28 protein-coding genes are annotated in these 25030 nt (G+C 55.9%); 20 read left to right on the forward strand and 8 right to left on the reverse strand.

Annotated features, from left to right (window positions below; all coding sequences use genetic code 11):
- The 3 genes from lldD to yniD all read left to right on the forward strand — a co-directional run bounded on the left by lldD (position 1) and on the right by yniD (position 1869).
- A complete protein-coding gene (gene lldD, locus NR302_RS04615) occupies positions 1 to 1191 on the forward strand; it encodes an FMN-dependent L-lactate dehydrogenase LldD (protein ID WP_258144678.1) in 1191 nt (396 codons plus the stop codon).
- Between the two features lie 62 nt (positions 1192 to 1253).
- Complete coding sequence (locus NR302_RS04620) at positions 1254 to 1682, forward strand: OsmC family protein (RefSeq protein ID WP_154183140.1); 429 nt, start codon at positions 1254 to 1256, stop codon at positions 1680 to 1682.
- A gap of 79 nt (positions 1683 to 1761) precedes the next feature.
- Entirely contained in the window at positions 1762 to 1869 is a 108-nt protein-coding gene (gene yniD, locus NR302_RS04625; RefSeq protein ID WP_021507251.1) for a small membrane protein YniD, read from the forward strand.
- A gap of 114 nt (positions 1870 to 1983) precedes the next feature.
- Here the strand turns inward: yniD and NR302_RS04630 are convergent, their stop codons facing one another.
- Both NR302_RS04630 and NR302_RS04635 read right to left on the reverse strand, forming a co-directional pair.
- The gene (locus tag NR302_RS04630; RefSeq protein WP_008106011.1) at positions 1984 to 2217 is read right to left on the reverse strand and encodes a hypothetical protein; all 234 of its coding nucleotides are present in this window, start codon (positions 2215 to 2217) and stop codon (positions 1984 to 1986) included.
- Between the two features lie 111 nt (positions 2218 to 2328).
- A complete protein-coding gene (locus NR302_RS04635; RefSeq protein WP_007887091.1) occupies positions 2329 to 2499 on the reverse strand; it encodes a hypothetical protein in 171 nt (56 codons plus the stop codon).
- A 212-nt stretch (positions 2500 to 2711) separates the two neighbouring features.
- Here NR302_RS04635 and NR302_RS04640 point away from each other — a divergent pair, with 212 nt between their 5' ends.
- Positions 2712 to 2879 (forward strand): hypothetical protein, encoded by a 168-nt coding sequence (locus NR302_RS04640; RefSeq protein ID WP_258144679.1) that lies wholly within the window; start codon positions 2712 to 2714, stop codon positions 2877 to 2879.
- A 171-nt stretch (positions 2880 to 3050) separates the two neighbouring features.
- On the opposite strand, the gene NR302_RS04645 is transcribed toward NR302_RS04640, so the two are convergent.
- Positions 3051 to 3431, reverse strand: a complete 381-nt coding sequence (locus NR302_RS04645) for a helix-turn-helix domain-containing protein (RefSeq protein ID WP_258144680.1) — start codon at positions 3429 to 3431, stop codon at positions 3051 to 3053.
- Between the two features lie 99 nt (positions 3432 to 3530).
- Between NR302_RS04645 and NR302_RS04650 the strand changes: the two genes are divergently transcribed.
- Positions 3531 to 4262, forward strand: coding sequence for an SDR family NAD(P)-dependent oxidoreductase (locus NR302_RS04650; protein WP_258144681.1), 732 nt, complete (start codon positions 3531 to 3533; stop codon positions 4260 to 4262).
- Positions 4263 to 4303: 41 nt separating this feature from the next.
- Here NR302_RS04650 and NR302_RS04655 read toward each other — a convergent pair whose 3' ends face one another.
- Positions 4304 to 4951, reverse strand: coding sequence for a CPBP family intramembrane glutamic endopeptidase (locus NR302_RS04655; RefSeq protein ID WP_008106020.1), 648 nt, complete (start codon positions 4949 to 4951; stop codon positions 4304 to 4306).
- Between the two features lie 218 nt (positions 4952 to 5169).
- Between NR302_RS04655 and NR302_RS04660 the strand changes: the two genes are divergently transcribed.
- The 3 genes from NR302_RS04660 (at position 5170) to NR302_RS04670 (ending at position 8885) form a co-directional block, all read left to right on the forward strand.
- The gene (locus NR302_RS04660) at positions 5170 to 7755 is read left to right on the forward strand and encodes an EAL domain-containing protein (RefSeq protein ID WP_258144682.1); all 2586 of its coding nucleotides are present in this window, start codon (positions 5170 to 5172) and stop codon (positions 7753 to 7755) included.
- 341 nt (positions 7756 to 8096) lie between these two features.
- Positions 8097 to 8396 (forward strand): I78 family peptidase inhibitor, encoded by a 300-nt coding sequence (locus tag NR302_RS04665; protein ID WP_008106024.1) that lies wholly within the window; start codon positions 8097 to 8099, stop codon positions 8394 to 8396.
- Between the two features lie 171 nt (positions 8397 to 8567).
- Positions 8568 to 8885, forward strand: a complete 318-nt coding sequence (locus tag NR302_RS04670) for a hypothetical protein (protein WP_008106025.1) — start codon at positions 8568 to 8570, stop codon at positions 8883 to 8885.
- Between the two features lie 12 nt (positions 8886 to 8897).
- On the opposite strand, the gene NR302_RS04675 is transcribed toward NR302_RS04670, so the two are convergent.
- Complete coding sequence (locus NR302_RS04675) at positions 8898 to 9149, reverse strand: biofilm development regulator YmgB/AriR family protein (RefSeq protein ID WP_258144683.1); 252 nt, start codon at positions 9147 to 9149, stop codon at positions 8898 to 8900.
- Between the two features lie 392 nt (positions 9150 to 9541).
- On the opposite strand from NR302_RS04675, the gene NR302_RS04680 reads away from it, so the two are divergent.
- Positions 9542 to 10846: a multidrug efflux MFS transporter gene (locus NR302_RS04680; RefSeq protein ID WP_308713761.1), complete on the forward strand. Its 1305-nt coding sequence runs from the start codon at positions 9542 to 9544 to the stop codon at positions 10844 to 10846.
- On the opposite strand, the gene NR302_RS04685 is transcribed toward NR302_RS04680, so the two are convergent.
- Positions 10785 to 13865 (reverse strand): beta-galactosidase, encoded by a 3081-nt coding sequence (locus tag NR302_RS04685; protein ID WP_258144684.1) that lies wholly within the window; start codon positions 13863 to 13865, stop codon positions 10785 to 10787. The genes NR302_RS04680 and NR302_RS04685 overlap by 62 nt on opposite strands.
- 253 nt (positions 13866 to 14118) lie before the next feature.
- Here NR302_RS04685 and NR302_RS04690 point away from each other — a divergent pair, with 253 nt between their 5' ends.
- The 7 genes from NR302_RS04690 to NR302_RS04720 all read left to right on the forward strand — a co-directional run bounded on the left by NR302_RS04690 (position 14119) and on the right by NR302_RS04720 (position 20633).
- Positions 14119 to 14262, forward strand: coding sequence for a hypothetical protein (locus NR302_RS04690; protein WP_008106033.1), 144 nt, complete (start codon positions 14119 to 14121; stop codon positions 14260 to 14262).
- A gap of 312 nt (positions 14263 to 14574) precedes the next feature.
- Positions 14575 to 14829: an anti-adapter protein IraP gene (gene iraP / locus NR302_RS04695; protein ID WP_008106035.1), complete on the forward strand. Its 255-nt coding sequence runs from the start codon at positions 14575 to 14577 to the stop codon at positions 14827 to 14829.
- A 102-nt stretch (positions 14830 to 14931) separates the two neighbouring features.
- Complete coding sequence (locus tag NR302_RS04700; RefSeq protein ID WP_008106038.1) at positions 14932 to 15234, forward strand: PsiF family protein; 303 nt, start codon at positions 14932 to 14934, stop codon at positions 15232 to 15234.
- 286 nt (positions 15235 to 15520) lie between these two features.
- Complete coding sequence (locus tag NR302_RS04705) at positions 15521 to 17044, forward strand: sodium:solute symporter family protein (RefSeq protein WP_154183124.1); 1524 nt, start codon at positions 15521 to 15523, stop codon at positions 17042 to 17044.
- Between the two features lies 1 nt (position 17045).
- Positions 17046 to 17819, forward strand: coding sequence for a glucosamine-6-phosphate deaminase (locus tag NR302_RS04710; RefSeq protein WP_258144685.1), 774 nt, complete (start codon positions 17046 to 17048; stop codon positions 17817 to 17819).
- Positions 17812 to 18981, forward strand: a complete 1170-nt coding sequence (locus NR302_RS04715; protein WP_258144686.1) for an N-acetylglucosamine-6-phosphate deacetylase — start codon at positions 17812 to 17814, stop codon at positions 18979 to 18981. The genes NR302_RS04710 and NR302_RS04715 overlap by 8 nt, the downstream gene beginning before the upstream one ends.
- Before the next feature lie 125 nt (positions 18982 to 19106).
- Positions 19107 to 20633 (forward strand): FAD-dependent oxidoreductase, encoded by a 1527-nt coding sequence (locus NR302_RS04720; protein WP_258144687.1) that lies wholly within the window; start codon positions 19107 to 19109, stop codon positions 20631 to 20633.
- Between the two features lie 46 nt (positions 20634 to 20679).
- Here NR302_RS04720 and proC read toward each other — a convergent pair whose 3' ends face one another.
- Positions 20680 to 21492 (reverse strand): pyrroline-5-carboxylate reductase, encoded by an 813-nt coding sequence (gene proC, locus NR302_RS04725; protein WP_064740399.1) that lies wholly within the window; start codon positions 21490 to 21492, stop codon positions 20680 to 20682.
- 147 nt (positions 21493 to 21639) lie between these two features.
- Between proC and NR302_RS04730 the strand changes: the two genes are divergently transcribed.
- Complete coding sequence (locus NR302_RS04730) at positions 21640 to 22083, forward strand: YaiI/YqxD family protein (protein WP_008106050.1); 444 nt, start codon at positions 21640 to 21642, stop codon at positions 22081 to 22083.
- Here the strand turns inward: NR302_RS04730 and NR302_RS04735 are convergent, their stop codons facing one another.
- The gene (locus NR302_RS04735) at positions 22084 to 22773 is read right to left on the reverse strand and encodes a DUF2076 domain-containing protein (protein ID WP_258144688.1); all 690 of its coding nucleotides are present in this window, start codon (positions 22771 to 22773) and stop codon (positions 22084 to 22086) included.
- Positions 22774 to 23056: 283 nt separating this feature from the next.
- Here NR302_RS04735 and aroL point away from each other — a divergent pair, with 283 nt between their 5' ends.
- From aroL to NR302_RS04750, 3 genes are all read left to right on the forward strand, one after another.
- Positions 23057 to 23581 carry a shikimate kinase AroL gene (gene aroL / locus NR302_RS04740; protein ID WP_008106055.1) on the forward strand — a complete coding sequence of 175 codons (525 nt, stop codon included), beginning with the start codon at positions 23057 to 23059 and terminating at the stop codon, positions 23579 to 23581.
- A gap of 108 nt (positions 23582 to 23689) precedes the next feature.
- Positions 23690 to 23881 (forward strand): YaiA family protein, encoded by a 192-nt coding sequence (locus NR302_RS04745; RefSeq protein ID WP_061717492.1) that lies wholly within the window; start codon positions 23690 to 23692, stop codon positions 23879 to 23881.
- A gap of 357 nt (positions 23882 to 24238) precedes the next feature.
- Entirely contained in the window at positions 24239 to 24991 is a 753-nt protein-coding gene (locus NR302_RS04750; RefSeq protein ID WP_154191709.1) for an IclR family transcriptional regulator, read from the forward strand.
- The last annotated feature ends 39 nt before the right edge of the window (positions 24992 to 25030 follow it).

Below are 25030 nucleotides of genomic sequence, written 5' to 3' on the forward strand. Positions count from 1 at the left end.
ATGATCATTTCTGCTGCCAGTGACTATCGCGCCGCGGCGCAACGCATCTTGCCACCGTTTTTGTTTCACTATCTGGATGGCGGCGCCTACGCCGAGCACACGCTGAAGCGTAATGTAGCCGATCTTTCCGACGTGGCGCTGCGCCAGCGTGTATTGAAAAACATGTCGGAACTGAGCCTTGAAACCAAACTGTTCAACGAAACCCTGTCGATGCCGGTGGCATTAGCGCCGGTCGGCTTATGCGGCATGTATGCGCGACGCGGTGAAGTGCAGGCGGCGCGCGCAGCGGCGCTGAAAGGGATTCCGTTTACGCTCTCCACCGTGTCGGTTTGCCCCATCGAGGAAGTCGCGCCAGCGATTAATCGTCCGATGTGGTTCCAGCTCTATGTGCTGCGCGATCGCGGTTTTATGCGCAATGCGCTGGAGCGCGCCAAAGCCGCCGGCTGTACCACGCTGGTGTTCACCGTCGATATGCCGACGCCGGGCGCACGCTATCGTGATGCGCACTCCGGCATGAGCGGCCCAAATGCGGCGCTGCGTCGTTACTGGCAGGCGGCAACGCATCCGCAATGGGCGTGGGACGTCGGTTTACATGGCCGTCCGCACGATCTCGGCAATATCTCCACTTATCTCGGCAAACCGACCGGGCTGGAAGATTACATAGGCTGGCTGGCGAACAACTTCGATCCGTCGATTTCCTGGAAAGATCTGGAGTGGATTCGTGAATTCTGGGATGGCCCGATGGTGATCAAAGGCATTCTTGATGCGGAAGATGCGCGCGATGCGGTGCGTTTTGGTGCCGATGGCATTGTGGTGTCGAATCACGGCGGGCGACAGCTGGATGGCGTGCTGTCGTCGGCGCGCGCATTACCGGCAATTGCCGATGCGGTAAAAGGTGATATCACGATTCTCGCCGACAGCGGCATTCGCAGCGGGTTGGATGTGGTGCGCATGATCGCTCTCGGTGCCGACAGCGTGCTGCTGGGACGCGCGTTTGTCTATGCGCTGGCAACGCACGGTCAGCGTGGCGTCGAAAATCTGCTCAATTTGATTGAGAAAGAGATGAAAGTGGCGATGACGCTGACCGGCGCGAAATCGATCAAAGAGATTACCCAGGCTTCGCTGGTGCAGGCTAACGCGCTGTTGAGCGAGGCGGGCTTGAGTCCGGCACGTCCTCGCGCGGTGAGCTAATCCAGCAGAATGAGTCATGTTGTCTATACTCAGTACCTGTCGAACACAACAGGAGGAATGACATGACCATTCATAAGAAAGGATCGGCCCATTGGGAAGGCGACATTAAAGGCAAAGGTACGGTAAGTACCGAAAGCGGCGTGTTGAGCAATCAACCCTACGGTTTCAATACCCGCTTTGAAGGCGAAAAGGGCACCAACCCGGAAGAGCTGATTGGTGCCGCGCATGCCGCTTGCTTCTCCATGGCGTTGTCATTGATGTTGGGCAATGAAGGACATCCGCCAACAAGCATTGATACCACCGCTGATGTGTCGCTGGATAAAAAGGGCGACGGTTTTGCCATTACTAAAATCGCACTGACCAGCGCCATCGTGTTACCCGGCATTGATGAGGCGAAGTTTGATGAGATTATCCAGAAAGCCAAAGCGGGCTGCCCGGTATCTCAGGTGTTGAATGCTGAAATCACGCTCGACTACACGCTGAATAAATAATCGCCCAAATGGGTGACCAGCGTTAGAATCAACGGTGCGCCTTAGGGCGCATCGTTGCTTTCTGTCGTCTGGAGGATGCGTGGCAAAAAAACTGGCTGCAACCAAACATTGGAAAATGATCGTGGTGCTGTTGTGCATCTGCGGGGCGCTGATGCTAATTCGCTGGGCGGCGATGATATGGGGATGAAAGAGTGGATCAGCAGTCACAAGCTTGGTGTGTTGGTGATGGTGATTTTGGTACTGGAGTTACTGCATTATCTGCTTACGGCGTCGTGGTTCCCATGGCAGATTGGCTAATCAATCAGGCGAATTCACCGTCTGTCTGGCGTACGTTACGCACGCTGCTGCGCGCAATGCGATAGGCCTTGCGTGGATCGCCCGCCACGAACTCAAAAGTGGGCGAGAAATAGAATGGCAGCCAGCCGCCGAAGCCGCTCTCCCATTCCCAACGTACGGGGCAGGGCCAGAGAATGCCATCATACAAAATGTAGTAAACCCAGCGTCCGTTTGGACGACGGGGGCGAGATGTTTTCATTGGATTCACAACGGTGATAGTGAAAAGCAGCTTATATTTTGAACGCTACAACCCATTCTTGCAATGCCGTTTGGCTAATATTTGCGCGACTGTAATAAAACTGGCACCGAATTAACGGTGCACTTCGCCACAAAGTAAGACCACGTTTGGCCGCACTTTATGGATGCGATCGGCCATTTGCTCACAGGCCACTTTGGTCGGATAGATACGCTCTGAAACCGGCAAGGCATCACAGGCATCATGCCCACACGCGCTCACTAACAAAACAAAACCAATCAGCATAATCAGACTCCTTTAACACCTTCTCGCTGGTACGGAATGTGTGGCTGGTCGTTCCCTTTTTTTGATCCAGTATAGCTAAACGCCTTGAGAGTCAATTATCACCCTGAGCGGCTTTCGTGTCCGCTTGCAAGATTATACGCATCGCGGCGCGCAACCGTAGCTCAATCTGGGCTAAACTATGCGGCCCTGATAAAAACGATGAGTGAGTTAACATGTCGAACGAAATTGCCCAGCCAGCCAGCAACCCAAAACAAGCCGCCTTGCAGCTGGTGATTGAACTGGTGCGCGCCGGAAAACTGAGCCCGCTGCAGGGTGATGCTTCTAACATGATTTCGATCTACGAGCAGTTCAAAAACCATTTCGAAGCGGAAAAAGAGTAATTTTTTTGCCAGCGGTCGCCATTAATGGCGACCCTGCAACACCGCAGCACGATTTTCGTAGGGTGCGCATTAATGCGCACCTGGCCGCCATGAATGGCGACCCTACAACACCGCAGCACGATTTTCGTAGGGTGCGCATTCATGCGCACCTGGTCGCCATGAATGGCGACCCTACGCGGGCTCATCTGCGTGGTTGCGATCGTACTCTTCCTGCGCGCGTTCCAGTGATGGACCATGCTCCAGCGCCCAGTCATACAGCGCGATAAACGGTTGCTGCAGCGTCTGCGCCAGCGGCGTCAGGCTGTATTCCACACCGATTGGCGCTGTGTTTAACACTTCACGATTCACCAGCCCATTGCGCTCCAGCCGCTTTAACGCATCCGCCAACGCTTTATGGGTGATGCCATCCAACCGACGACGAATTTCGTTAAAACGCGACGGCTTAGTACAAAGCACGGTGAGAATTAAAATCGACCATTTATTGGTGATGTGCTCCAGCACCGGCCGGGTTTTTCCTACATCTCTCAAGCTGTTACCGTCGATCTCCGCCATGGCGATATACTCCGCGATATCTGGTATAAACAAAGTGCGTAATTGTTATTAAGTATAAAATATATACCATCGGCTTTCTACCCAAACAGGAGAGAGCAGATGAGCAGACTGGATAACAAAGTGGCGGTGGTGCTGGGCGGCGCAAAGGGAATTGGTCTGGCGATCAGCCAGCGTTTCGCCAGTGAGGGCGCGACAACCTGGTTTACTTCGCGCCGCGAAGAAGAGTTACAGGCCGCCAGCAGCAGCATCACCGGCAACGCGCATCCGCTGCGTGCCGACGTGAGCCAGCAGAGTGAACTAACGCGCATTATCGAGACGATCAGGCGCGAATCCGGCCAGCTGGATGTGTTGGTAATCAACGCTGGCATGGCGGAGTACGCCACCATTGATGAGATTAGCGCCGGGCATTTTGACCAAATCTTCGGCCTTAATGTGCGCTCGCCGGTGTTTGCCTTGCAGGCAGCATTGCCACTGCTGAAGCCCGGCGCCAGCGTGGTATTGATGGGTTCGATTGCCGATGTGATTGGCACCCAGGGTTACGGCGTTTACAGCGCCAGCAAAGCCGCGCTGCGATCCTTTGCCCGCACCTGGACGCGCGAGCTCTCCGCGCGCGGCATCCGTATTAATGTGGTGGCGCCCGGCCCCATCGATACCGATATGATGCAGGCGGCTTCTGAAGAGGTGCGCAACGGCATCACCAGCACTATTCCGCTCAGCAGAATGGGCAAACCCGAAGAAGTGGCCAACGTCGCGCTGTTCCTCGCCAGTGACGAGAGCAGCTACATTGCAGGCGCAGAATTCTGTGTGGATGGCGGTTTGACGCAGGTGTGAGGATCATTCACGGCCATCTCAGGATGGCTGTTTTTGCTTGATCAGGCGAAATACCAGGCGGGCAGGATAGCGATCAAATTATTCAGCGTGTGCAGGAAAATCGGCAGCGCCAGACTGTTACTGCGCAAACGCGCATAACACAGCAGCAGGGAAAACAGCGTTAAGGCGACCAGCGTTTCCCAGTGCACATATTGAGTATGCATCACGGCGAACAGCAGGGAAGTGAGCAGCATGCAGGCAAAACGACTTCTCGGCGCCCACAGCAGAAAACCTTGCAGTAAAAATCCGCGGAACAGCACTTCTTCAAACACCGGCGCCAGCAATACAGCGGTGAGCAGCAGAATCAGCATCGAGCTGCGTCCCTGCTGCGATTGCGCAATCAGCCAGCCTTCCGGTTGCAGAAACTGCGTCTGCGCCACCATCAATGCAAACAGCAAACCGATAAACAGCAGCGCCTGCATCGGACGCACATACCCCAGCGGAATATCGCTGCGACGCTGACAGTAAAAACGGTACAGCGGATAGATCACCGCAAACTCCACCAGGCAAAGCACCGGCATCAGCAAGCCGTTGGTGCGCAGCATCCCGTAATTGGGAAACAGCGTAACCAACATGGTCACAAGGTAATAGACCACAAAGCTACCAACGTAAAACAGCGTCAACGTAACTTTGTCGGATTGGGTGTCCATAGGCGACTCAGCGAGCAGAGGAGAGCGCATAGTAGCAACGCCGATCAACGCTGTCGAGGTGGCGTGCTGCACATTTGCGCTGCTCAAATATTCCACCAACAAGACTAAATCTGCGGCACTCCGGGCCGATAACCTTTCAAACCCTTACAGGGTGGAGATGTGCGCAGTCTGCGTTGTCATCCGCCTTTTTTGCTGCCTGTATTTCGCGAGCATTGCGCATGAATTCTGAGTTTCACCGGCACGCGGCACTGGCCGCCAGGGCCAACATGGAAGCACACACGGTACAGGTAACGCGGCGCAGCCTGCGCACCTTGTCCTCGCTGCTGTTTGGCGTGCTGCTTCTCTCTGTAGTGATGGTGCTGGTTATCGCCCATCGACAAAATATCGACGCCATCCAGCAGGATGCCAATTTGCTGCGTCAGGCGTGGCAGCAACAGCAGCAGGAGATGATCGTCGATGCGCGCGATTACGCAAACTGGGGCGAAGGCTGGAAAAACCTGCATCTGACGGTCAATAAGGTTTGGGCGTGGGATGAAGAGAACTTTGGTCCGGGGCTCTACAAGGAGTATCACTACGATGGCGTGTTCGTGGTCGATGGCAAGGGGAAAACCCGTTACGCGGTGATTCGCGGCAAATTATCCGATGTCACGTTAGAAAGCTGGTTAGGCGCACAAAGTGACCTTTTAGTGAGCACGGCACGTACGCTGCATGATGCCGTGGCACGCAATGCCAAGGTGGAGAACCATCCGGCCATTCTGGTAGCGGCGCCGATTACGCCGGGCAAAGTGCCGGATTTGCCGACTATTCCCGGCCCCGCTTCGGTGATGGTGTTCGTTAACATTTTCAGCCCAGACAAACTGCAAGCGTTGGGCAAATCCCTGAATGTGATTGAACCGCGTATCGCTAGCGGTTTGAACGATGCGCTGTTTGAACCTCGGCTGGTGGAGCCGGTGCTGCAGGGCGAACCGCTGGTGCTGCGCTGGCAGCCAAAAAATCCGGGTTTCGGCGTGATCTGGCTGATGATGCCGCTGCTGCTGTTCACCGCGCTGGCGGTGGCGCTGGTGACGCGTCGCGTGCTGCGTCATGCGCTGCATAATGCGGTGATCTCCGATCGGCGCTTTGAAATGCTGGCGATCAGTCAGCGTGAATTAGCCAACAGCGAAGAGCGTTTTCGCGATTTGGCGGAAGCAGCCTCGGACTGGATCTGGGAAATCGACGATCAGGGCCGTCTGTGTTATCTCTCGTCGCGCTTTGCCGCGGTCACCGGCCATGAAGTGAAAAGCTGGATGGGGCGTCCGCTCGATCAACTGCTCAGCCATCCCAGCCATTCCCTGGTCTCGTGGCTGATGCGCCAGGGTGAAGAGGTGCAGCACGTGCCGCTGCGCTGCCAGTTTATGTCGGCGAATGGCGAGCGACGCATTGGACAGTTAATGGCGAAAGCCATTCGGCGTAACGGCCTGCGCTCGGGTTTTCGCGGCACGGTTTCGGATATCACCCACGAAGTGGATGCCGAAGCGCGCATTCAGTTTCTGTCACGCCATGACATGCTGACCGGCCTCGCCAACCGCATGCAGCTGCAGGAGTATTTAACCGCCTATCTGGAGAGCGTTAGCGAGGATGATCCGCTGTTTGTTATCAGTTTCGATCTCGATCAGTTCAAACCGATCAACGATACGTGGGGCCACGCGGTCGGCGATGAAGTACTGAATGAGATCTCGAAACGGCTGAAAAGCCTGCTGGCGCCGAATGAACTGGCGGCCCGGCTCGGCGGCGATGCCTTTATTTTGTTGCTGCGCGAAAGTACGCGCGCTGGCGTTGAATATCGCTGTCGTGCGCTGCAGCGCATGGTGCATCAACCGATTATCAGCGGCTCGCATCAGATCAGCCTTACCGCCAGCATGGGCATCGTTTCGGCACCGCAGGATGCAGCGCATCCGGAAGCGCTGTTACGCCTGGCCGATATTGCGTTGGCTCAGGCGCGCAGTGCCGGACGCGATCAGTGGGTGTGGTACTCCAGCGATATGGCGAACCATCTGCAGTCAAAACGCGATATGGTGCAGGCGATTGAAGCTGCGCTGCACAATCACGCCTTCACGCTGCATTATCAGCCGCGCTATCAGTTACAAAGTGGGCAACTGGCCGGTGCGGAAGCGCTGATTCGCTGGCAGATAGCCGACGATCAGTGGATCACGCCCGATCGCTTTATTCCGTTAGCGGAAGAGAACGGCCTGATTGCGGCGATCAGCGATTGGGTGCTGATGCGTGCTTGCGTGGACGCCCGCGACTGGGGCGAGCAGCGCTATGTTTCCGTCAACATTTCGCCGGTTGAGTTTCGTAATAACGATCTGGTGCAGCGCGTGGCGCATGCGCTGGAGGTGAGTGGATTACCGGCCACGCGGCTGGAACTGGAGATCACTGAAAACGTCACTTTTGAAAATCCGGATCGTGCACTGGAGATCATGCAAGGCCTGCGCACGCTTGGCGTGCGGCTGACGGTGGATGATTTTGGTACCGGCTATGCGGCGTTGGGTTATCTGAAAACCTTCCCGTTCAACGGTCTGAAGATCGATCGTTCATGGATGAAGGAGTTCCCGGAATCGCAGCAGGCGCAATCGGTGGTCGCGGGTATTGTCGGTCTGGCACGCGCGTTTGCGCTGACCATTACCGCAGAAGGGATTGAAACCGAAGCACAGCTGAAAGAGCTAAAAGCGCTGTCGTGCGAGGAAGGGCAGGGATATTTCCTTGGGCGGCCTATGCCGCTGGCGGCGTTTAATGCGCGGTTGCAGGAAGAAGTTACATCGTAGGGTGCGCATAAATGCGTCAATCCTTTGTAGGGTCGCCATTTATGGCGACCATCCTTTGAAATCGCTTAACGCACTCTGATCGCAACAAACGTCATCAGCGCCGCGAAGCCAACAAAAATCACCAGTTCCATAACGCCTCCTAACTAAGAAAATTCTTAGTTAATTGTAGTGTTCCGACGCGTGATGTTTAGACAGTGCGTGCGATTAATCCTAACTTTTGAGAGGAAGATCGTGCTTTAGAGCGAATTTATGCGACCAATCTGCTGTAAATATTTCCGCTTCACGGTCACGCTTTGCTACTCTCAAAAACCGGTTGTCTATTAATCCAGGAGGAGAAACTTGTGACCCATTATGGAAAAGCGCTACTGGTAACGGCCTTATTTGCCCTCAGCGCCTGCCAGTCCGCCAGCAAACCTGACACCAGCGCTGCTGCCAGCCACGATCCGGAAACCGATCAGTGCGGCGCATCGCAATATCAAAACTACGTTGGTCAGCCATTATCAACACTCGACAGCAAACGCTTCGCGGTGCCGGTGCGCGCCATTCCGTGGAATTCAGCGGTAACGATGGATTTCAATCTGCGCCGCATAAATTTCGCAGCGGATCAAAGCGGTAAGATTTCCCGGGTTTACTGCGGATAACACCAAAACGACATTGCATTGTCATCTGGCTGTCACAGCGCCGGGCGAGGATAACTGCGCACTACGGAGATTTCCTCGTCACTCTCGAATATGCAATGCTCGTCTTATTTCTTCCCGCTTCGGCGGGAATTTTTTTATCTTTCGGCCTGTAAGGCTGATAGAGGAGTGATGATGAGAAAGAGTGCAAAATTGCTGCTGTTAACGCTGATGTTAAGCCCGCTGGCGCAGGCATCGAGCGAAGCGGCGTGGCAGCAAAACGACAAGAACATGCAGCAAAGCTGTCTCAAGGCCAGCGGCCTGAAGTCAGTGAAAGTGGTGGGCAAGCCGATTCAGTATGACGATAGCGTGGGCTTTGATGCGCTACTGCTGGAAGGTCGCTATCCGCAGAAGCATATGAAGAACCAGGTCGGGCGCGAACTCTGCCTGTACCAGCGTCAGAGCGGTAAGGCGTTTGTCAGCGAAGCCGACCATCTGCGTACGGTAAAATAATGGCGTGGGCCGCTATTGCTGCGGCCCCGATTCCAGCAGTTTTGCCAGTAAGTTGCGATAGCTTTGCAGCTGCTGTTCATCCCCTTCAAATTCCAGCTTATCAATCACGCGCGCAATAATCGCTTTGCTGGTGGCAGGCTGTCCGTCATCCATCAGTTCGCGCATGATCGCCGCCAACATGTCGCTCTCATGCGGTGCATGCCAGGCTGGGCTATTGAAGTAGTCGGTAATCGCCCGACTGGCGCTGTTAGGCTGGGTTCTCATAGCTGACCTCCGCAGAGACAACGATGCCCACCGCCGGATAATGGCAGCATGGGGAAATAAAGGTTAATCATGCGGACTGTCCAGAACAGACAGCGCGTCGCCAGTGATGACTGGTGGTTTTTTAAACATAGATGCGGTGTGGAATATTGTCAGTAACGTGTAGACATATTTTTTCACGTTTGCCTGCAGTCGCGATGCGCTTATCTTGCGGCAAGCATTGTTTCAGCACATAAAGACACTAAAAAACGGCCCTCAGACATGATTTGCTGTGAGCAGAATCACGCTCGACAGTGTAAAACTGCGTTTTTTCGCCCATGCCATGTTTTGCCGTCCGGTAATGTTATGAGATTGTTAGACTGAACCCTCGTTTCATTCTTCTGATGCCCGCGCCCATGTTACGCTCCATCGAGTCCTGGAAAGTTAATCTGATATCCGTCTGGTTTGGCTGCTTTTTTACCGGTCTCGCCATCAGTCAGATCATTCCCTTCCTGCCGCTGTACGTTGAAGAACTCGGGATTCGTGGCGGTAACGCGCTCAGCGTTTGGTCTGGACTCACTTTCAGCGTCACCTTCATTGTTTCTGCCGCCGTCGCGCCGTTGTGGGGCAGCCTTGCCGACCGCAAAGGGCGCAAGCTGATGCTGCTGCGCGCTTCGTTCGGCATGGGCGCGGTGATTCTGCTACAGGCGTTTGTCACCCAGGCGTGGCAGCTATTGCTGCTGCGCGCGCTAATGGGCCTCACTTCCGGCTATATTCCCAATGCGATGGCGCTGGTGGCGGCGCAGGTACCGCGCGAACGCAGCGGCTGGGCGCTGAGTTGTGTCTCCACCGGGCAGATCAGCGGCGTGATCCTCGGGCCGATGATTGGCGGTTTGCTGGCAGACTGGCTCGGTTTGCGCATGGTGTTTATCGTCACGGCGGTGCTGCTGATGGTGAGCTTCCTCGTCACCTTGTTCCTGATAAAAGAGACCGGTTATACGCCGGTCAGCAAGCAGGACAAGTTGAGCGGGCGCGAAGTGTTTCGCAGCCTCGATAATCCGCGCTTAATGATCTGCCTGTTCTTCACCACCATGGTGATTCAGATGTGTAACGGCTCGGTGAATCCGATCCTGACGCTGTTTGTGCGCGAGCTGGCACCGAATGCGCAGAACATCGCGTTTCTCAGCGGGGTGATTGCCGCGCTGCCGGGCGTATCGGCGCTGATCTCCGCGCCACGGCTGGGTAAACTCGGCGATCGTATTGGCACGCAACGCATTCTGATCGCCACCATGATTGTGTCGTTGCTGCTGCTGGTGGCGATGTCGTTTGTCACCAGCGCGACGCAGTTGGGCGTGCTGCGCTTCCTGCTGGGATTTGCTGATGGCGCGATGATGCCAGCGGTGCAAACGCTGCTGGTGCGGCATTCACGCGATAACGTCACCGGGCGTATTTTCGGCTACAACCAATCGTTTATGTATCTGGGGAATGTGGCAGGTCCGCTGCTGGGCGCGGCGGTATCGGCGGCAACCGGTTATCGCTGGGTGTTCTTCGCCACGGCGATGGTGGTGTTGGTCAACGTGATCTTCCTGCGCCGTTTCTATCGCCGCCCGAAAACCACGCTGACTCCCCCTTTGAGCCACCGTGACAGCTCGGAAAAACCTACTGACGCAACGTCAGCGCGTAGTGCCAGCGCTGCTGAGAAAGCAAAAACTCCGGGCTAACGCTTGGACTCCATGAATCGTCACCGCCGACGCCCATGTGGAAGCCGTCGAGGTGCAGCCAGCAGCCATCCTCTGGTTGCAGTAAGTGACGATGCGAGGTCGCACGCAGTTGTTCAAGGCTGAAGCGACTGAGCGAGAAGGCGAAATCACCGCGGACCTGCAAGCCATTGCTTTGTAACTGACGCGTGCCGCAGCGCAAGCCATTTTCACCGGGGAACACATACGCGGTGTTGAGCGCCGCCAGCGGCAGCTGCCAGCCTGAGAACTGCGCCGCCAGCTGGCGATCCGGATAGTTCTCGTGCGGGCCCAAACCAAGCCAGCTCACCTGCTGCGGTGACTTGACCAGTTGGCAGCGCAGCCCGATGCGTGCCGGCGGCGGCAGACCGGCGGCCTGTTCCACATTGACGCTGATAGACAACTCACCGTTCGCGCTGATCTGATAGCGTTTGTGACTGGTAAAAGCCAGTTGGCTGTTGGCGTGCCACTGATGCCAGGTTTCAATCAGCACGCTGTGTTTCAGGCTATCGACCTGCATATCCACCAACACCGCATCCAACTCATCGTAGCCCGCACGCTTCCAGCGCTCGACCCACGCATTAGGATCAACATTGGCGGCTTCGCTGGTGCCGATATCATTATCAATCGGTGCACGAATAAAGCACTCTTGCAGCGGCGTGAGCAGGGTTTCTTCATCATCGACAAACCATTGCACCAGCTCACCGCTGCGGCGCGAGAAGTGCCAGCGCTGCTGCGGCAGCACCACCGCCACCAGATCGTGATTGGCGATCAGTTCCGGCGCGGTGGCACCGGTCTCTATAACGCGCACCGGCAGCGCAGCGGGCAGCGGCCACTGATCCCAGGCAACGCGCGCATTCGCTTCGGACCACGGCGTGGCGTTGACCTGATGCACCGCGAGATTCAGCCACGCGTTGCCCTGCAAATCTTCCCTCGCCGGCAGCGTAAACGTCTGGCTACCTTGTGCGGCGAGATCGAGCGGCAATTCACCGCTGGCGATGGCAACGCCATCCTGCTCAATCGACCAGCGCAGCACTTCGTTATCACTGCGGCGGAACAGATATTCGCTGCTGACGGTAAAGCGATACGGCTGGTTAGCGTCACGCTGGAACTGGAAGAACTGCTGCGCGCGCTGGGCTTCAAACAGCGCCGGATGCGGGGAGCGGTCGGCAAAAACCAGCCCGTTCATGCAGAACTGACGATCGTTTGGCGTATCGCCAAAATCCCCGCCGTAGGCTTGCCAGGCTTCGCCGTGATCGTCATAGCGCGTCAGGCTTTGATCAACCCAATCCCAGACGAAACCGCCCTGCAAGCGTGGGAACTGGCGGAAGGCCTGCCAGTATTTAGCGAAACCGCCAAAGCTGTTGCCCATCGCGTGCGCGTATTCGCACAGGATCAGTGGACGCGTTTCGCCCGGCAGACCAATCCACTTTTTCAGCGACCACTTGGGTACCGCTGGGAAAGGCTGATCCTGATCGACGCGCGCGTACATCGGGCAGACGATATCGGTGGCGGCCGTGTTGGCGCCGCCGCCTTCGTACTGCACCGGACGCGTTGGATCGCTGCTTTTCACCCATTGATAGAGCGCATCATGCGTGCTGCCGTGACCGGATTCGTTGCCCAGCGACCAGATAATGATGCAGGCATGATTGCGGTCGCGCTGCACCATGCGCGTGACGCGCTCGCTGTAGGCGGCGAACCAGCGCGGATCGCTGGAGAGGCGATTCATTGGCTGCATGCCGTGCGTTTCGATATTGGCTTCATCCACCACATACAAACCGTATTGATCGCACAGGCGATACCACAGCGGATGATTGGGATAGTGCGCGCAACGCACGGCGTTGAAGTTGTGGCGTTTCATCAGCTCGATGTCGCGGCGCATGCTGGCTTCATCCACCACCTGACCGTTTTCCGGGTGATGTTCATGGCGGTTCACACCGCGAATCAGCAGCGGCTTACCGTTCAGGCACAGTTGCCCTTTTTCAATGCTGACGCGGCGAAAACCAACGTCGTAAGCTTCGGCTTCGAGCACGTTGCCATTTTCATCCAGCAGCGTCACCACCGCGCGATAAAGATGTGGCGTTTCGGCGCTCCACAGCAGCGGCTGGTTGACCGGCAAGATCAGCAAGGCGCGTTCAGGATAATGTCCGCGTTCGTCGATGATGTCGCTGCCAGGTGCCTGTTCCTGCTCGCCAATGCAGTTCTCACCGCGCCACAAGCTGACGCGCAAGCGGCATTGTGTGGGCTGACGATCGCCAGCGTGGATTTTGACGCTAACGCGCAGATCGCCGCGCAGGTATTCCGGGCTCAGCGCGGTTTCTATCTGCACATCGGCCAGTTGCGTTTCCGGCTTATGCAGCAAGCTGACATCACGGAAGATGCCGCTCATGCGCCACATATCCTGATCTTCCAGATAGCTGCCATCGCTCCAGCGCAGCACCATCACGGCTAAACGGTTCTGGCCGGGCTGCAACGCGTTGCTGAGATCAAATTCGGCGGGCAGGCGACTGTCCTGCGAATAGCCGATCCACTGGCCGTTACACCACAGGAAGAAGGCCGAATTCACGCCATCGAAGATAATGCGCGTCTGGCCCTGTTGCAGCCAGTTAGCATCGACTTTGAATGTGAGCGAGTAACATCCAGTAGGATTCTCTTGCGGCACTAAAGGTGGCGTAACCGGAATCGGGTACTGCACGTTGGTATAAATCGGCGCGTCAAAACCGTGCAGCTGCCAGTTAGCGGGCACCGGCAGCGCATCGGCGCCGGGCAGATCCTGCAGCAGCCAGCTTTGTGGCACCGCCTCAGGCTGCGTGAAGTAGCTGAAGGTCCATTGGCCATTTAATGACTGGCGCGAAGGCGAAGGGCGATCGTCGCGCGCGCTGGTTTCATCGCGCCAGCTGGCAAACGGCGGATGCGCATCCAACCGATTAAGGCTGGTTATCACCGGGTTTTCCCAGTCACGGCGCGCCAGAATTTCACTCAGGGATACAGCAGATAAGCTCATGATGAGATCTCATTTATTGTAATGCGCTCACATTGCGTGAAATTACACCGGCTGTAAAGTGTTCGACGGCAATTTTGCGCAGCATGTTGGCACCAATCGACGCCGCCTGTGTGATGTTTTTGCCGCTTTAGTGCCAGTGAATTGTTAAGCGTGGTGAGCAGAGATGAATAGCGCCTTGTTGCGGAGAATTCTGTATTGTCGCGCCCGATGCGGCCTCATACACTCAGCCCGATTTCACCATTCCGAGGTAATTATGGTCCGTATTATTAAAATCGCCGCAGTTGTGGCACTGGTCACCGCGCTGAGCGGTTGTATTTTCCCACCTCCGGGCGGCGGCGGTTGGGGCGGCGGTCATGGTGGTGGCGGTCCGGGACGCGGATTTATGGGCCCACATTAATACCCGTCATACTTCAAGCTGCAGGTGCGTTGGCTGCGTGCATTCACCTTCAGTCACTTACTGAAGTAAGCTCCTGAGGATGATTGCACTTGCCGCCTTCCTGCAACTCGAATTATTTAGGGTATAGGTAAGCGAAACGTTTCAATAAATCTTTAAACGTCCAGTGAAACGTTTCGCTATTACATATTGAAATCTAGCCGGTTTTTTTATTCTGCCGTTTGGCTGTTTTTTTCTGAAAACCCTTAAAAATCCTTGTTGTTTTATTCTGCGCAATGCTAACGTCTGTTTTTCTTCTCTCATTGAGCTTGTCGCATGAAAAACCTGATTGCGGAACTCCTTCTAAAGCTGGCTGAAAAAGAAGAAGAGTCTAAAGAATTAGTGGTTCAGGTTGAGGCGTTAGAAATCGTGTTAACCGCGATGCTGCGCAAACTGAATCCCGAACAATTCCACGACATTGAGGCCGCTATTAAATTAGCCATGCCGCCCGTCGCCCCCGCTGCTGAAACGCCCGATACCACCATGTTGCGTAATTACGTAGAGAAGTTGCTGCATCATCCCCGCGTTTAACGGCTATCGCCTGTTTTTTCAGGCGAATGTCATTATCGATTTCTCGTATTTGCTTATTCCGTGCCATGCTTAGGTGGCAATAATGCTATGGAGAATCCGGTAATGAAATCGTGTCTTTTGGCAATAATGACAGCAGGCTTGCTGATCGCAGGTGGTGCGAGTGCGGCTGAGAAAACCGCACAGCAGGAAAAAATGACCATGTGTAACCAGAGCGCCGGTACACAAAATCTGAAAGGCGATGCGCGTAAAAGCTTTATGAGTGACTGTCTGAAAAAAGACAGCAAAATGGGCAACATGACGCCGCAACAAATGAAGATGAAAACCTGTAATGCTGATGCGGGCGATAAAAAGCTCACCGGCGATGCACGTAAAACGTTTATGAGTTCGTGCCTGAAGAAAAGCTGATTTAATTAACGGTTAGCCCCGTTTTATTAAATCAAACCTGCGTGAAAAGTAATAAGGGTTCATGTTTAGCGTGAACCCTTTTTTTATTGCTGTAAGCTGCAGCGCAGTGGTATTTAATTTTACTTATCACGTCAGAGGAAAAACTCATATCAGGATCCTCATCACAAAACTGCACCGATAACGCTGCCAGGATGCTTTAGTCCTAAATAATGACTAATTATTCTGAACGCCTAATCCCCGCGAAGCCGGACCGTTCGTTGGGCAGCCTTTACCTGTGGAGTCTGCTATGAATGTGCTTGATTATGCTGTGATGGCGCTTTATGCGCTGATGATTGTGGCTATAACCTTGTGGGCGATGCGCAAGGTGGGCAGCACGCGTGATTTCTTTGCCGCCGGCGGCAAAATGCCGTGGTGGCTGTCGGGCGTGTCGCATCATATGTCGGGCTACAGCGCGGCGGTGTTTGTCGCCTATGCGGCGGTGGCCTACAACATGGGCATCACCATCTATTTTTGGTGGGCGTTTCCCATCGCTATCGCGGTGTTGATCGGTTCACGCCTGTTCGCGCCGCGCTGGGCGCGCTTGCGTATCTATATGAACATCGAATCGCCGATGGAATATCTCGCCACGCGCTACAACCTGCCCACGCAAATGGTGCTGGCGTGGAGCGGCGTGCTGCTGAAAACCTTTGACGTTGGCGCGAAGTGGGCGGCAATTGCGGTGATTATTAACGTCTTCACCGGACTCGATCCGCTGATCGGCATCTGTGTTTCCGGCGCGCTGAGTTTGTTTTACACCGTGATGGGCGGATTGTGGGCAGATGCCTGCAACGACTTCGGTCAGTTCGTGGTGCAGTTTGTCGCCGCGATTGTGATGGTGATAGCGGTGGCGGTGCATCTCGGCGGTTTTGCTGAGCTGTTCACCATCTGGCAGAAGCTGCCGTCAACCCACACGCAGATTATTCAGGAGCCGTACAGCATCGGCTTTATTCTCGCCTATTTTGTCATCTACACGCTGAGCTACAACGGTGGCACCTGGAATCTGGCGCAGCGCTTTATTGCCGCGCCCGCTGGCCGCGATGCGCGCAAAGCGGCGCGTCTCTCAGCCGCGCTCTATCTGATCTGGCCGCTGATTCTGTTCTGGCCAATGTGGGCGGCGCCGCTTTTGTTCCCAAATCTCAGCGATCCGTCGCGATCCTATTCGATGATGGCGATGGAACTGCTGCCGAATGGCTTAGTCGGTTTGGTGCTGGTGGCGATGTTTACTCACACGCTATCGATGACCTCTTCGGATGCCAACGCCATTACCGCCGTGGTGACGCGCGATATCCTGCCTGGCATGCTGCCGAAACGCTTTCAGCGCGGTAAAAGCTCGCTGCTGGTGGCGCGGCTCACCGCTTTCCTCTTCATTATCACCACGCTGGTGATTGCCATGAACGCCAGCCACTTCGGCGGCGTGCTGTCGCTGCTGATCATCTGGTTTGGCGGCTTAGTGGGGCCGATCTCCATTCCCATGCTGCTGGGTTTGCTGCCGGCGTTTCGTCGCAGCGGCAGCGCCGCCGCACTGGTGAGTTGGGCGATTGGCGTCGGCACCTTCTTTTGCGTGAAATTCATCTTTACCGATGTCAGCACCGCCACCGTGGTGGCCGCGCCAGTGATGTCTTCACTGGTGCTGTTTGTGGTGATGGGCTGGTTGCGCCGCGCGCCGGTTCGTCCGGAAGTGGATCAGCTGCTGAATGCACTCAATCAGGATCAGGATGCGCCCGCCGCACAGCGCTGGGCGCACAAAAGCAACGTCTCTCAGGAGGGATAACATGACGCTATTACAACAGGGAACCCGAGATCGCTTACACATCAAACGCTTCGCCAGCCGCGCGGCGTTGGGTGCGGATGCGGCTCAGGATGTGGCCGCGTTTCTGCGTCAACGGCTGAGTAAACAGCATGTGGTGCGCATGGTGTTTGCCGCCGCGCCTTCGCAAAATGAGTTTCTCGCCGCGCTGGTTGCGGCGAAAGATATCGACTGGTCGCGTATTCACGCCTTCCATATGGATGAGTACATCGGGCTGGAGGCGGATGCGCCACAGCGTTTTAGCCACTTTTTACGCCAGAAACTTTTTGATGTGGTGCAGCCTGGCGAAGTTAATTTGATCCCCTCTTGCGGCGATCCTGCCATGATTTGTGCGGATTACGCTAAAAAACTTAATGCCGCTCCGATTGATGCGGTATGTCTCGGCATTGGCGAGAACGGCCATTTAGCCTTCAACGATCCGCCGGTGGCCGACTTCAGCGATCCTTTCACTGTGAAAGTAGTGCAGCTGGATGATGCCTGCCGCCAGCAGCAGGTCAACGATGGCTGTTTCGCCACTTTCGCTGCGGTGCCTACCCATGCCGTGACGCTAACGATTCCCGCGCTGATGAGCGGAACGCGGCTGTTCTGCATGGTGCCGGGCGCCACTAAACGCGCGGCGGTGCGGGCAACGCTTGATGATGCGATCTCCACCGCCTGTCCGGCGACGTGTCTGCGCCAGCATGCCGATTGCACGCTCTATACCGACAGCGATGCCTGCCCGGAGGTGACGTTTGACTAACCTCATTTTGCGCGGCCGTGATTACCGCACGTTGCAACCGATTGAGCTGGAAATTGAGCACGGCACCATTATCGATGTGCGCGCGCTGAGCGAACTGGAAGAGGAGATTATCCTCGCGCCGGGCTTGGTCGATCTGCAGGTCAACGGCTTTCAGGGCGTCGATTTCAACCATTTTCCCTTCAGCGAAGAGGATGTGCTGCACGCCACGCGCGCGCTGTGGCAGCAGGGCGTCACCAGTTTTTTGCCGACGGTGATCACCGCCATGCCGGAGGAGATTGCGCAGGCGATGCAGCGACTCGCCAGCGCCTGCCAGCATCATCCTGACGTGGCACGCGCCGTGCCCGGTTTTCATCTGGAAGGACCGTTTCTGTCGCCTGAAGATGGGCCGCGCGGCGCGCATCCGCGCGAGGCGATTCGCGCACCGGATATCGCGCTGTTCGACAGCTGGCAGCAAGCAGCGCAGCAGCATATTCGCCTGCTGACGCTGTCACCGGAATGGCCGCACAGCGATGCGCTGATCAAGCATTGTGTGGCGCAGCAGGTGCGCGTCGCCATTGGGCACACTTCCGCTACGCCAGAGCAAATTCATGCGGCGGTTGACGCGGGTGCCACGCTCTCCACTCATCTCGGTAACGGCGCGCATCTGCAACTGCCACGCCATCCCAATTACATCTGGCAGCAGCTGGCTGAAGATGCGCTGACGGCTACCTTGATTGCCGATGGCGATCACCTGCCGGCGGACGTGCTGAAAGTGTTCCTGCGTGCCAAAGGCGAGCAAGCGTTGCTGGTCAGTGACGTCACTTCGTTTGCCGGGCAGCCGCCGGGCATCTATGACACGGCGATTGGTGGCCGCGTGCAGCTCAGCGCCAGCGGACGCCTGAGCATCGCCGATGCACCGCAACTGCTGGCGGGATCGGCGCGTGGTTTGCTGGAGGGCGTGAATTTCCTGCTGCGCCAGCAACTGGCGACGCTGGCGCAGGCGATTGAGATGGCCTCCATACGTCCGGCGCGCCAGCTCAATCTGCCGCAGCAGCAAGGTTTAGCCTGCGGCGCTCCCGCCGATGTGTTGCTGCTTGCTGCTCAGCCGGATGGCAGCGTGGCGCTGCGCGGCTGTGTGAAGCAAGGCGCTGCGGTGTGGAGTGAAAACGCAGATTATCTTTAGCGATTAAACAACGACTTACCTCTCGCTGCGCTTTGTTGTTGCGGACAAATCACCACGCTTTGCCAGGCTTACTCTTTGTAGGGATTTGCTGTTTACATCAAAAACCAGAAGAAAGGAGGCCTAACGTGAGCTATCAAACTGTCGTGGAACTCAAGTCGCTAGCGCAGCGCAAACCCACCAAATTTACCGTCGGCGACACCGATGTGGTGTTGATTCGTGATGATGAGCGTGTGCAGGCGTTTCAGGCCAAATGTCCGCACGCCGGTGCGCCGTTAGAGCAGGGCGCGGTGTGTGGCGACAAGCTGATCTGTCCGTGGCACAAAGCGGTATTTCAGCTACAGGATGGTCAGATGTGCGAGCCGCTGGCGCTGGCGAATCTGAAGCGTTATCCGGTGCGCATTGAACAGGGTAAAGTGCTGGTTAGCCCGCAGGCGATGTCGCCCGCCAGTGTGTCTTCCGCACAAGGTGAGTCGCCGGTTTGCGTGATTCTCGGCTCGGGCGCGGCGGGCAGCGCGGCGATCTGGACGCTGCGCGATGAAGGTTTTAGCGGGCACATCGTGCTGATTGAGCGGGAATCGGCTGCGCCTTACGATCGCACCGCGCTGAGCAAATTCGTGCCTTCAGGCAAAATGGCGATTGAAGATGTACCGAAGCTGCTGAAGCAGGATGTGCTGGGCACGGTGGAGCGGATTCAGGGCGATGTCGAGCAGCTCAAAGTACTTGAGCAAACGCTGATCCTTAAAGGCGGCCGGCAGGTGAAGTTTGACCAACTGTTGATTGCCAGCGGCAGCGTGCCGCAAGCGCTGGATATACCGGGTAAAGATCTCGACGGCGTGCATCTGTTGCGCTCGCTCAATCAGGCCGATGAACTACTAAAGGAAGTCGATAAGACCGAGCAACTGGTGATTATCGGCAACAGTTTTATTGGCATGGAGATGGCGGGATCGCTGCGTAATCGTGATGTTGATGTCACGGTGATTGCGCGCCATCCGCTGCCGTTTACTAAACAGTTTGGCGAAGAGATTGGCCGCCATTTTTACGATCTACATCGCAGCAACGGCGTGAAGTTTGTCGAAGGCGATCCGGTGGCGCTGGAAGGCGAGGGCAAAGTGAATGCGGTGCGCCTAAAGAGTGGCAAAAAAGTCGATGCCAGTTTGGTGCTGTTTGGTACAGGCGTGGTGCCAGCGACAACATTCATCCACGATCTGCCGCTGGAAGAGGATGGCAGTTTGCTTACCGACAGCCAGCTGCGCGTAGCTGATAACATCTGGGTGGCCGGTGATATCGCCAGCTATCCGTCGGTGCATGGCCCACAACGCATTGAGCACTATCGCGTGGCGCATCAACAAGGACGCATCGCGGCGCTGAATATGTTAGGGAAACAGATCCTGTATGATCGCGTGCCGTTCTTCTGGACCGCGCATTACGGGACGCGTTATGAGTATTTGGGGCATGCGGAAGAGTGGGATGATTACCGGTTGCTAGGATCGCTGCAGAATAAGCAGTTTATCGCTTTTTATTGTCAGAAAGGGATGATTGCGGCGGTATGTTCTGCCGGGCTGTATACGCTGACGGCAGCGCTGGTGCAGGAGATGCAGCAGCCCATGACGCTGGCGCAGGGTATTGCGTTGTATGAGGCGTATCAGGGGTAGAATCGGTGTTCAAAGGTCGCCATGAATGGCGACCCTACAACTACGATCACTGCTTACTCAACGCCTCTGACTTCGCCATACACTGCTGCATCGCGTTAATCACCGCCGCGCGGAAGCCTTTCTCTTCCAGCACTTTCACCGCTTCGATGGTGGTGCCGCCTGGCGAGCACACCATATCTTTCAGCTCGCCCGGATGCTTACCGGTTTCCAGCACCATCTGCGCCGAGCCTTTTACCGCCTGCGCCGCGAACTGATACGCCTGCGCACGCGGCATGCCGCCGAGCACCGCTGCATCGGCCATCGCTTCGATAAACATAAACACATACGCTGGCGCTGAGCCACTGACGCCAACCACCGCGTGAATCAGGTATTCATTCACCACCGCCGCTTTGCCGAAGCTCTCGAAAATCCCCACCACTTCATCCACCTCATGCGCTTCCACCAGCACGTTTGGCGTCACCGAGGTCATGCCTTCGTTCACCAGCGAGGGCGTATTGGGCATCACGCGGATGATTTTGCGATCGTGGCCGAGCACCGACGCCAGAGAATCCAGCGTCACGCCTGCCGCAATCGAGACCACCAGCACATCTTTCTTCAGCTGGCCGGCAAGATCTTTCAGCACTTTGAGAATCACATTAGGTTTCACCGCGCCAAACAGGATATCCACTTCGCGCGCCAGACTTTCCACGCTATCTGCGGCGGTGACGCCATATTGCTGCGCCATCGCCTGATTGGTGGCGGGCTTACGGTCGAATACCCAGATATTGGCGGGGGCGATCTGCCCGCTGTTGACCAGTCCGCTAATAATGGCTTTCGCCATATTGCCGCAGCCGACAAACCCGATTTTCTTCTCCAGCATCGCTTTATCCTCTAAGTGGTTCATTTTCTGTGGGGGTAAGCTTACGTCAGCAGGGATTAATAACAAGGCGGGCGGCCAGCAAAAACAGTTGCGATTCTGCCGCAGCACGGCAAGATCAGCCTCATTGCCGGTTAAGAAGGATTCATCATGTCGATTTGGGTTGATGCGGATGCCTGTCCCAATGTCATCAAAGAAGTGCTGTACCGCGCGGCCGAGCGCACCAAAGTTACCGTGACCTTTGTCGCCAACCAGCCGCTGCGCGTGCCGCCGTCGCCGTGGCTGAAAACGCTACAGGTCGCTGCCGGGTTTGATGTGGCGGATAACGAGATTGTGAAACGGGTGCAGCCTGGCGAGTTGGTGATCACCGGCGATATTCCGCTGGCTGCGGAAGTGCTGGAGAAGGGCGCTGCGGCGTTGAATCCGCGCGGAGAACGTTACTCGACTGACACCATTCGTCAGCGCTTAACCATGCGTGACTTTATGGAGACGATGCGCGCCAGCGGGATTCAGAGTGGCGGCCCGTCGACCTTGAGCCAACGCGACCGCCAACTGTTTGCTAACGAACTGGATAAGTGGTTACGTCAGCGCTAATCAAACGAAGCTGTCATCGTCATCGTAGTCACCGCCAAAATCGCCGAAATCATTGTTATCCGCAACGTTGTTATCCCAACCCGAATTATCGTTGTTAAGGAACGCGTTGTTGCTGTCGTTGCCGTTAAAGGTGTCGAGGCTGTTATCCACCTGCGGCAGCGCCGGCTCGTTGATGATGTTAACGATCTCTTCTGGCTGTGAATGGTGGAACATGCTGGTCAGCATATCCGCCATCACCACGCCGCCCGCCACACCAACTGCCGTTTGCAATGCGCCGCCGAGGAAGCCGGTGCCGCGTGCCGCCGGAGCATATTGCTGTTGTGGCGCTGGCGCATACTGCTGTTGCGGCTGCGGCGGTGGATTACCCCACGCCGGTTGCTGTTGCGCTGCCGGGCGCGATCCGCCGCCAAACAAGCTTGAGAGAAAACCGCCGCTGCTCTGCTGCGGTGCCTGTTGCTGCTGCGCCTGCGCCAGACGATTTTCCAGATCCGTAACCTGCGCGTTGAGTTTTTTCAACGCCGCTTCCTGAATCAGGATCGCCTGCGACATGTAGTAAGGCGCGCCGGGCTGATTCTGTAAATGCTGTTTGATTAACTGCTCTGCGCCAGCATCACGCGGGCCGCTTTGCGTTTCAGCCTGTTTCAGTCGGCTGAACAGATTTTCAATCAGTTGTTGTTCTTCGCTTTGCATGGGGAACCCTCCTTTAAGGTATGCCTCATATATGAGGGCGCGACTTGAGAAAGTAAATCAGCGGCCTGGTAAGGAAATGTTGGCCGCTGTTACATTTGGCCCGATGCACGATTCATTCATTGTTTTTCGCTGGCTTTTCAAACGGCTAGCTTAAGATGTGACTGAAATACGCGTAAATCGTGCCTCGCGGGTGGCTGATAAAATAAAATCCAGGTATTATGCGACGCATTATTGACCTGATGACGTTGCCCGTGCGGCACATTACGGCGGAGGATGAGCCCGGATGTCATTACCCATCTATCTGATCGGCGCACGCGGTTGCGGTAAAACCACTGTTGGCAAGGCGCTGTCACAAGCGCTGGGCTATGCCTTTAACGATACCGATCACTATCTGCAACTCACTACGCAACGCAGCGTGGCGGAGATTGTGGCGTCTGAAGGGTGGGATAGTTTCCGCGCCCGCGAAACGGAATCGCTGCGTGCGGTCACCGCGCCGAATACGGTCATCGCTACCGGCGGCGGCATGGTGCTGGCTGAAGTGAATTGTCGCTTTATGCGCGAACACGGCCAGGTGATTTGGCTGAATGCGCCCTCAGAAGTGCTGGCCGATCGTCTGGAACATCAGCCGGAAGCAGCGCAGCGTCCTACGTTAACCGGCCGCCCGATTGCCGAAGAGATGGGCGATATCCTGCGTGAGCGTGCCCATCTGTATCGTCAAACCGCGCATCATGAAGTCAACGCGATGCAATCGCCCGATCGCGTGGTTGAGCAAATTCTGCAATCGCTTTCTCTGGCGCGCGCCAGCTAAACCCTCAGATTTCTCTCTGTTTTTTTGCAGCGATCCTCAGTTGTCTATACTTAGCGTTAGGCAGAGGATCACCGCTGTCTGTGGACAACTGATAGAAGAGGGAAAACGATGCCAACTAAACCACCCTATCCGCGCGTCGCGCGTATTGTCGCCGTTGAAAAAGGTTCGGCGGATCAAACCGTCACCTGGTATGAATTACGTGCCGACCATCCCAAACCCGATACGTTAATTAGCGAACACAAAACTGAAGCCGAAGCGCAAGATGCAAAAGAGCGCTATGAAGATGCCGATAAAGATTAACTTTACCCGTCATATTTCAAGCTGCCGGTGCGTTGGCTGCATGTGTTCACCCCAGTCACTTACCTAAGTAAGCTCCTGGGGATTCACACATTTGCCGCCTTCCTGCAGCTTGAACTATTTAGGGTAAAGAATCTCAGCCGAAAAACTGCAATATTCCAAAAAAGTTACACACTTTCCTGCTGAATATTTAACTCACCTGATTACGTCATTTATTTCCCACTTCACGCCGTATTTTATTCTGCCTTAAATTCCCCCAGAAACGTCCGGCTTAAAATTTGCGCTTGACCGCAAAAGCGTAGCGCTTTACTTTCTGTTTATTGATAGAGGAACTCAGTTCCATATAGTGAAACCGACACCATGACCACACTCGAAAATGCCTCCGCCGTACTGAAGCTGTTTCAGCGCTTTGGCGTGACGCAGGGCCATCCCGGCTTAACCTTTACCGAGGTGGTGGATGCGTTGGGCTTGCCGAAAAGTACGGTATCGCGCCTGCTGGCGACCATGGAAAGTGAAGGCTTACTTGAGCGTGACACCGAAAGTCGCTGCTTCCAAATTGGTCGCGTGCTGCTGTCGGTGGCGGGTCACTATCTGTCGACGCCGTTAGTGGATAGCGCGTCGGCGCCGATGGCGCGTCTGGCGGCCAGCAGCGGCTGCATGGGCTATATCTCGGTGCTGGATGGTGACGATGTGCTGGTGATGCGCATGTATCACGGCCGTTTCTTCACCCAACTGGTGACGCCGCCGGGCACGCGAGTTTCATTAACCGGCACCTCGACCGGACGCGTGCTGCTGGCGCAGCTCAGTGATGAAGAAGTTCGCGATCGTTTTGCCAGCAACTGGCAGGCGGCGTCGATGAATTCGCCACTGAGTGTGGATGCCTTATGCCAGGAGTTAGCTGTGATTCGCCAGCAAGGCTGGGCACTGGCGCGCAATGAGACGCTGCCAGGCATCAGCTCGTTAGCGGTTGCGGTAACCAATAAACATCGCGGTGAAAGTGCCGCGCTTTGTCTCTCGTTTTTATCGCAAGAAGCGGCGCCCGGTTATCCGGAGATGCTGCTCAGCGAACTACGCGCAACGGCTGCACTGATGGCCGAAAAGTACGGCGCATAATCCTGTCCAAACAGGAAACCCTATTTTAGTTTTGAAGGC

It is taken from the genome of Pantoea sp. SOD02 (assembly GCF_024707505.1).
GTDB lineage: Bacteria > Pseudomonadota > Gammaproteobacteria > Enterobacterales > Enterobacteriaceae > Pantoea > Pantoea symbiotica.

Bases quoted from the DNA above. Each gene is read 5' to 3' on its own strand.
- NR302_RS04705 (WP_154183124.1), top strand. From the start codon at position 15,521: ATGAATGTGCTTGATTATGCTGTGATGGCGCTTTATGCGCTGATGATT.
- aroL (WP_008106055.1), top strand. From the start codon at position 23,057: ATGTCATTACCCATCTATCTGATCGGCGCACGCGGTTGCGGTAAAACC.
- NR302_RS04670 (WP_008106025.1), top strand. From the start codon at position 8,568: ATGAGAAAGAGTGCAAAATTGCTGCTGTTAACGCTGATGTTAAGCCCG.
- NR302_RS04680 (WP_308713761.1), top strand. From the start codon at position 9,542: ATGTTACGCTCCATCGAGTCCTGGAAAGTTAATCTGATATCCGTCTGG.
- lldD (WP_258144678.1), top strand. From the start codon at position 1: ATGATCATTTCTGCTGCCAGTGACTATCGCGCCGCGGCGCAACGCATC.
- NR302_RS04660 (WP_258144682.1), top strand. From the start codon at position 5,170: ATGAATTCTGAGTTTCACCGGCACGCGGCACTGGCCGCCAGGGCCAAC.
- NR302_RS04685 (WP_258144684.1), bottom strand. From the start codon at position 13,865: ATGAGCTTATCTGCTGTATCCCTGAGTGAAATTCTGGCGCGCCGTGAC.
- NR302_RS04640 (WP_258144679.1), top strand. From the start codon at position 2,712: ATGTCGAACGAAATTGCCCAGCCAGCCAGCAACCCAAAACAAGCCGCC.
- proC (WP_064740399.1), bottom strand. From the start codon at position 21,492: ATGCTGGAGAAGAAAATCGGGTTTGTCGGCTGCGGCAATATGGCGAAA.
- NR302_RS04710 (WP_258144685.1), top strand. From the start codon at position 17,046: ATGACGCTATTACAACAGGGAACCCGAGATCGCTTACACATCAAACGC.
- NR302_RS04630 (WP_008106011.1), bottom strand. From the start codon at position 2,217: ATGAAAACATCTCGCCCCCGTCGTCCAAACGGACGCTGGGTTTACTAC.
- NR302_RS04690 (WP_008106033.1), top strand. From the start codon at position 14,119: ATGGTCCGTATTATTAAAATCGCCGCAGTTGTGGCACTGGTCACCGCG.
- NR302_RS04745 (WP_061717492.1), top strand. From the start codon at position 23,690: ATGCCAACTAAACCACCCTATCCGCGCGTCGCGCGTATTGTCGCCGTT.
- NR302_RS04730 (WP_008106050.1), top strand. From the start codon at position 21,640: ATGTCGATTTGGGTTGATGCGGATGCCTGTCCCAATGTCATCAAAGAA.
- NR302_RS04750 (WP_154191709.1), top strand. From the start codon at position 24,239: ATGACCACACTCGAAAATGCCTCCGCCGTACTGAAGCTGTTTCAGCGC.
- NR302_RS04645 (WP_258144680.1), bottom strand. From the start codon at position 3,431: ATGGCGGAGATCGACGGTAACAGCTTGAGAGATGTAGGAAAAACCCGG.
- NR302_RS04735 (WP_258144688.1), bottom strand. From the start codon at position 22,773: ATGCAAAGCGAAGAACAACAACTGATTGAAAATCTGTTCAGCCGACTG.
- NR302_RS04620 (WP_154183140.1), top strand. From the start codon at position 1,254: ATGACCATTCATAAGAAAGGATCGGCCCATTGGGAAGGCGACATTAAA.
- NR302_RS04655 (WP_008106020.1), bottom strand. From the start codon at position 4,951: ATGGACACCCAATCCGACAAAGTTACGTTGACGCTGTTTTACGTTGGT.
- NR302_RS04650 (WP_258144681.1), top strand. From the start codon at position 3,531: ATGAGCAGACTGGATAACAAAGTGGCGGTGGTGCTGGGCGGCGCAAAG.
- NR302_RS04635 (WP_007887091.1), bottom strand. From the start codon at position 2,499: ATGCTGATTGGTTTTGTTTTGTTAGTGAGCGCGTGTGGGCATGATGCC.
- iraP (WP_008106035.1), top strand. From the start codon at position 14,575: ATGAAAAACCTGATTGCGGAACTCCTTCTAAAGCTGGCTGAAAAAGAA.
- NR302_RS04700 (WP_008106038.1), top strand. From the start codon at position 14,932: ATGAAATCGTGTCTTTTGGCAATAATGACAGCAGGCTTGCTGATCGCA.
- NR302_RS04675 (WP_258144683.1), bottom strand. From the start codon at position 9,149: ATGAGAACCCAGCCTAACAGCGCCAGTCGGGCGATTACCGACTACTTC.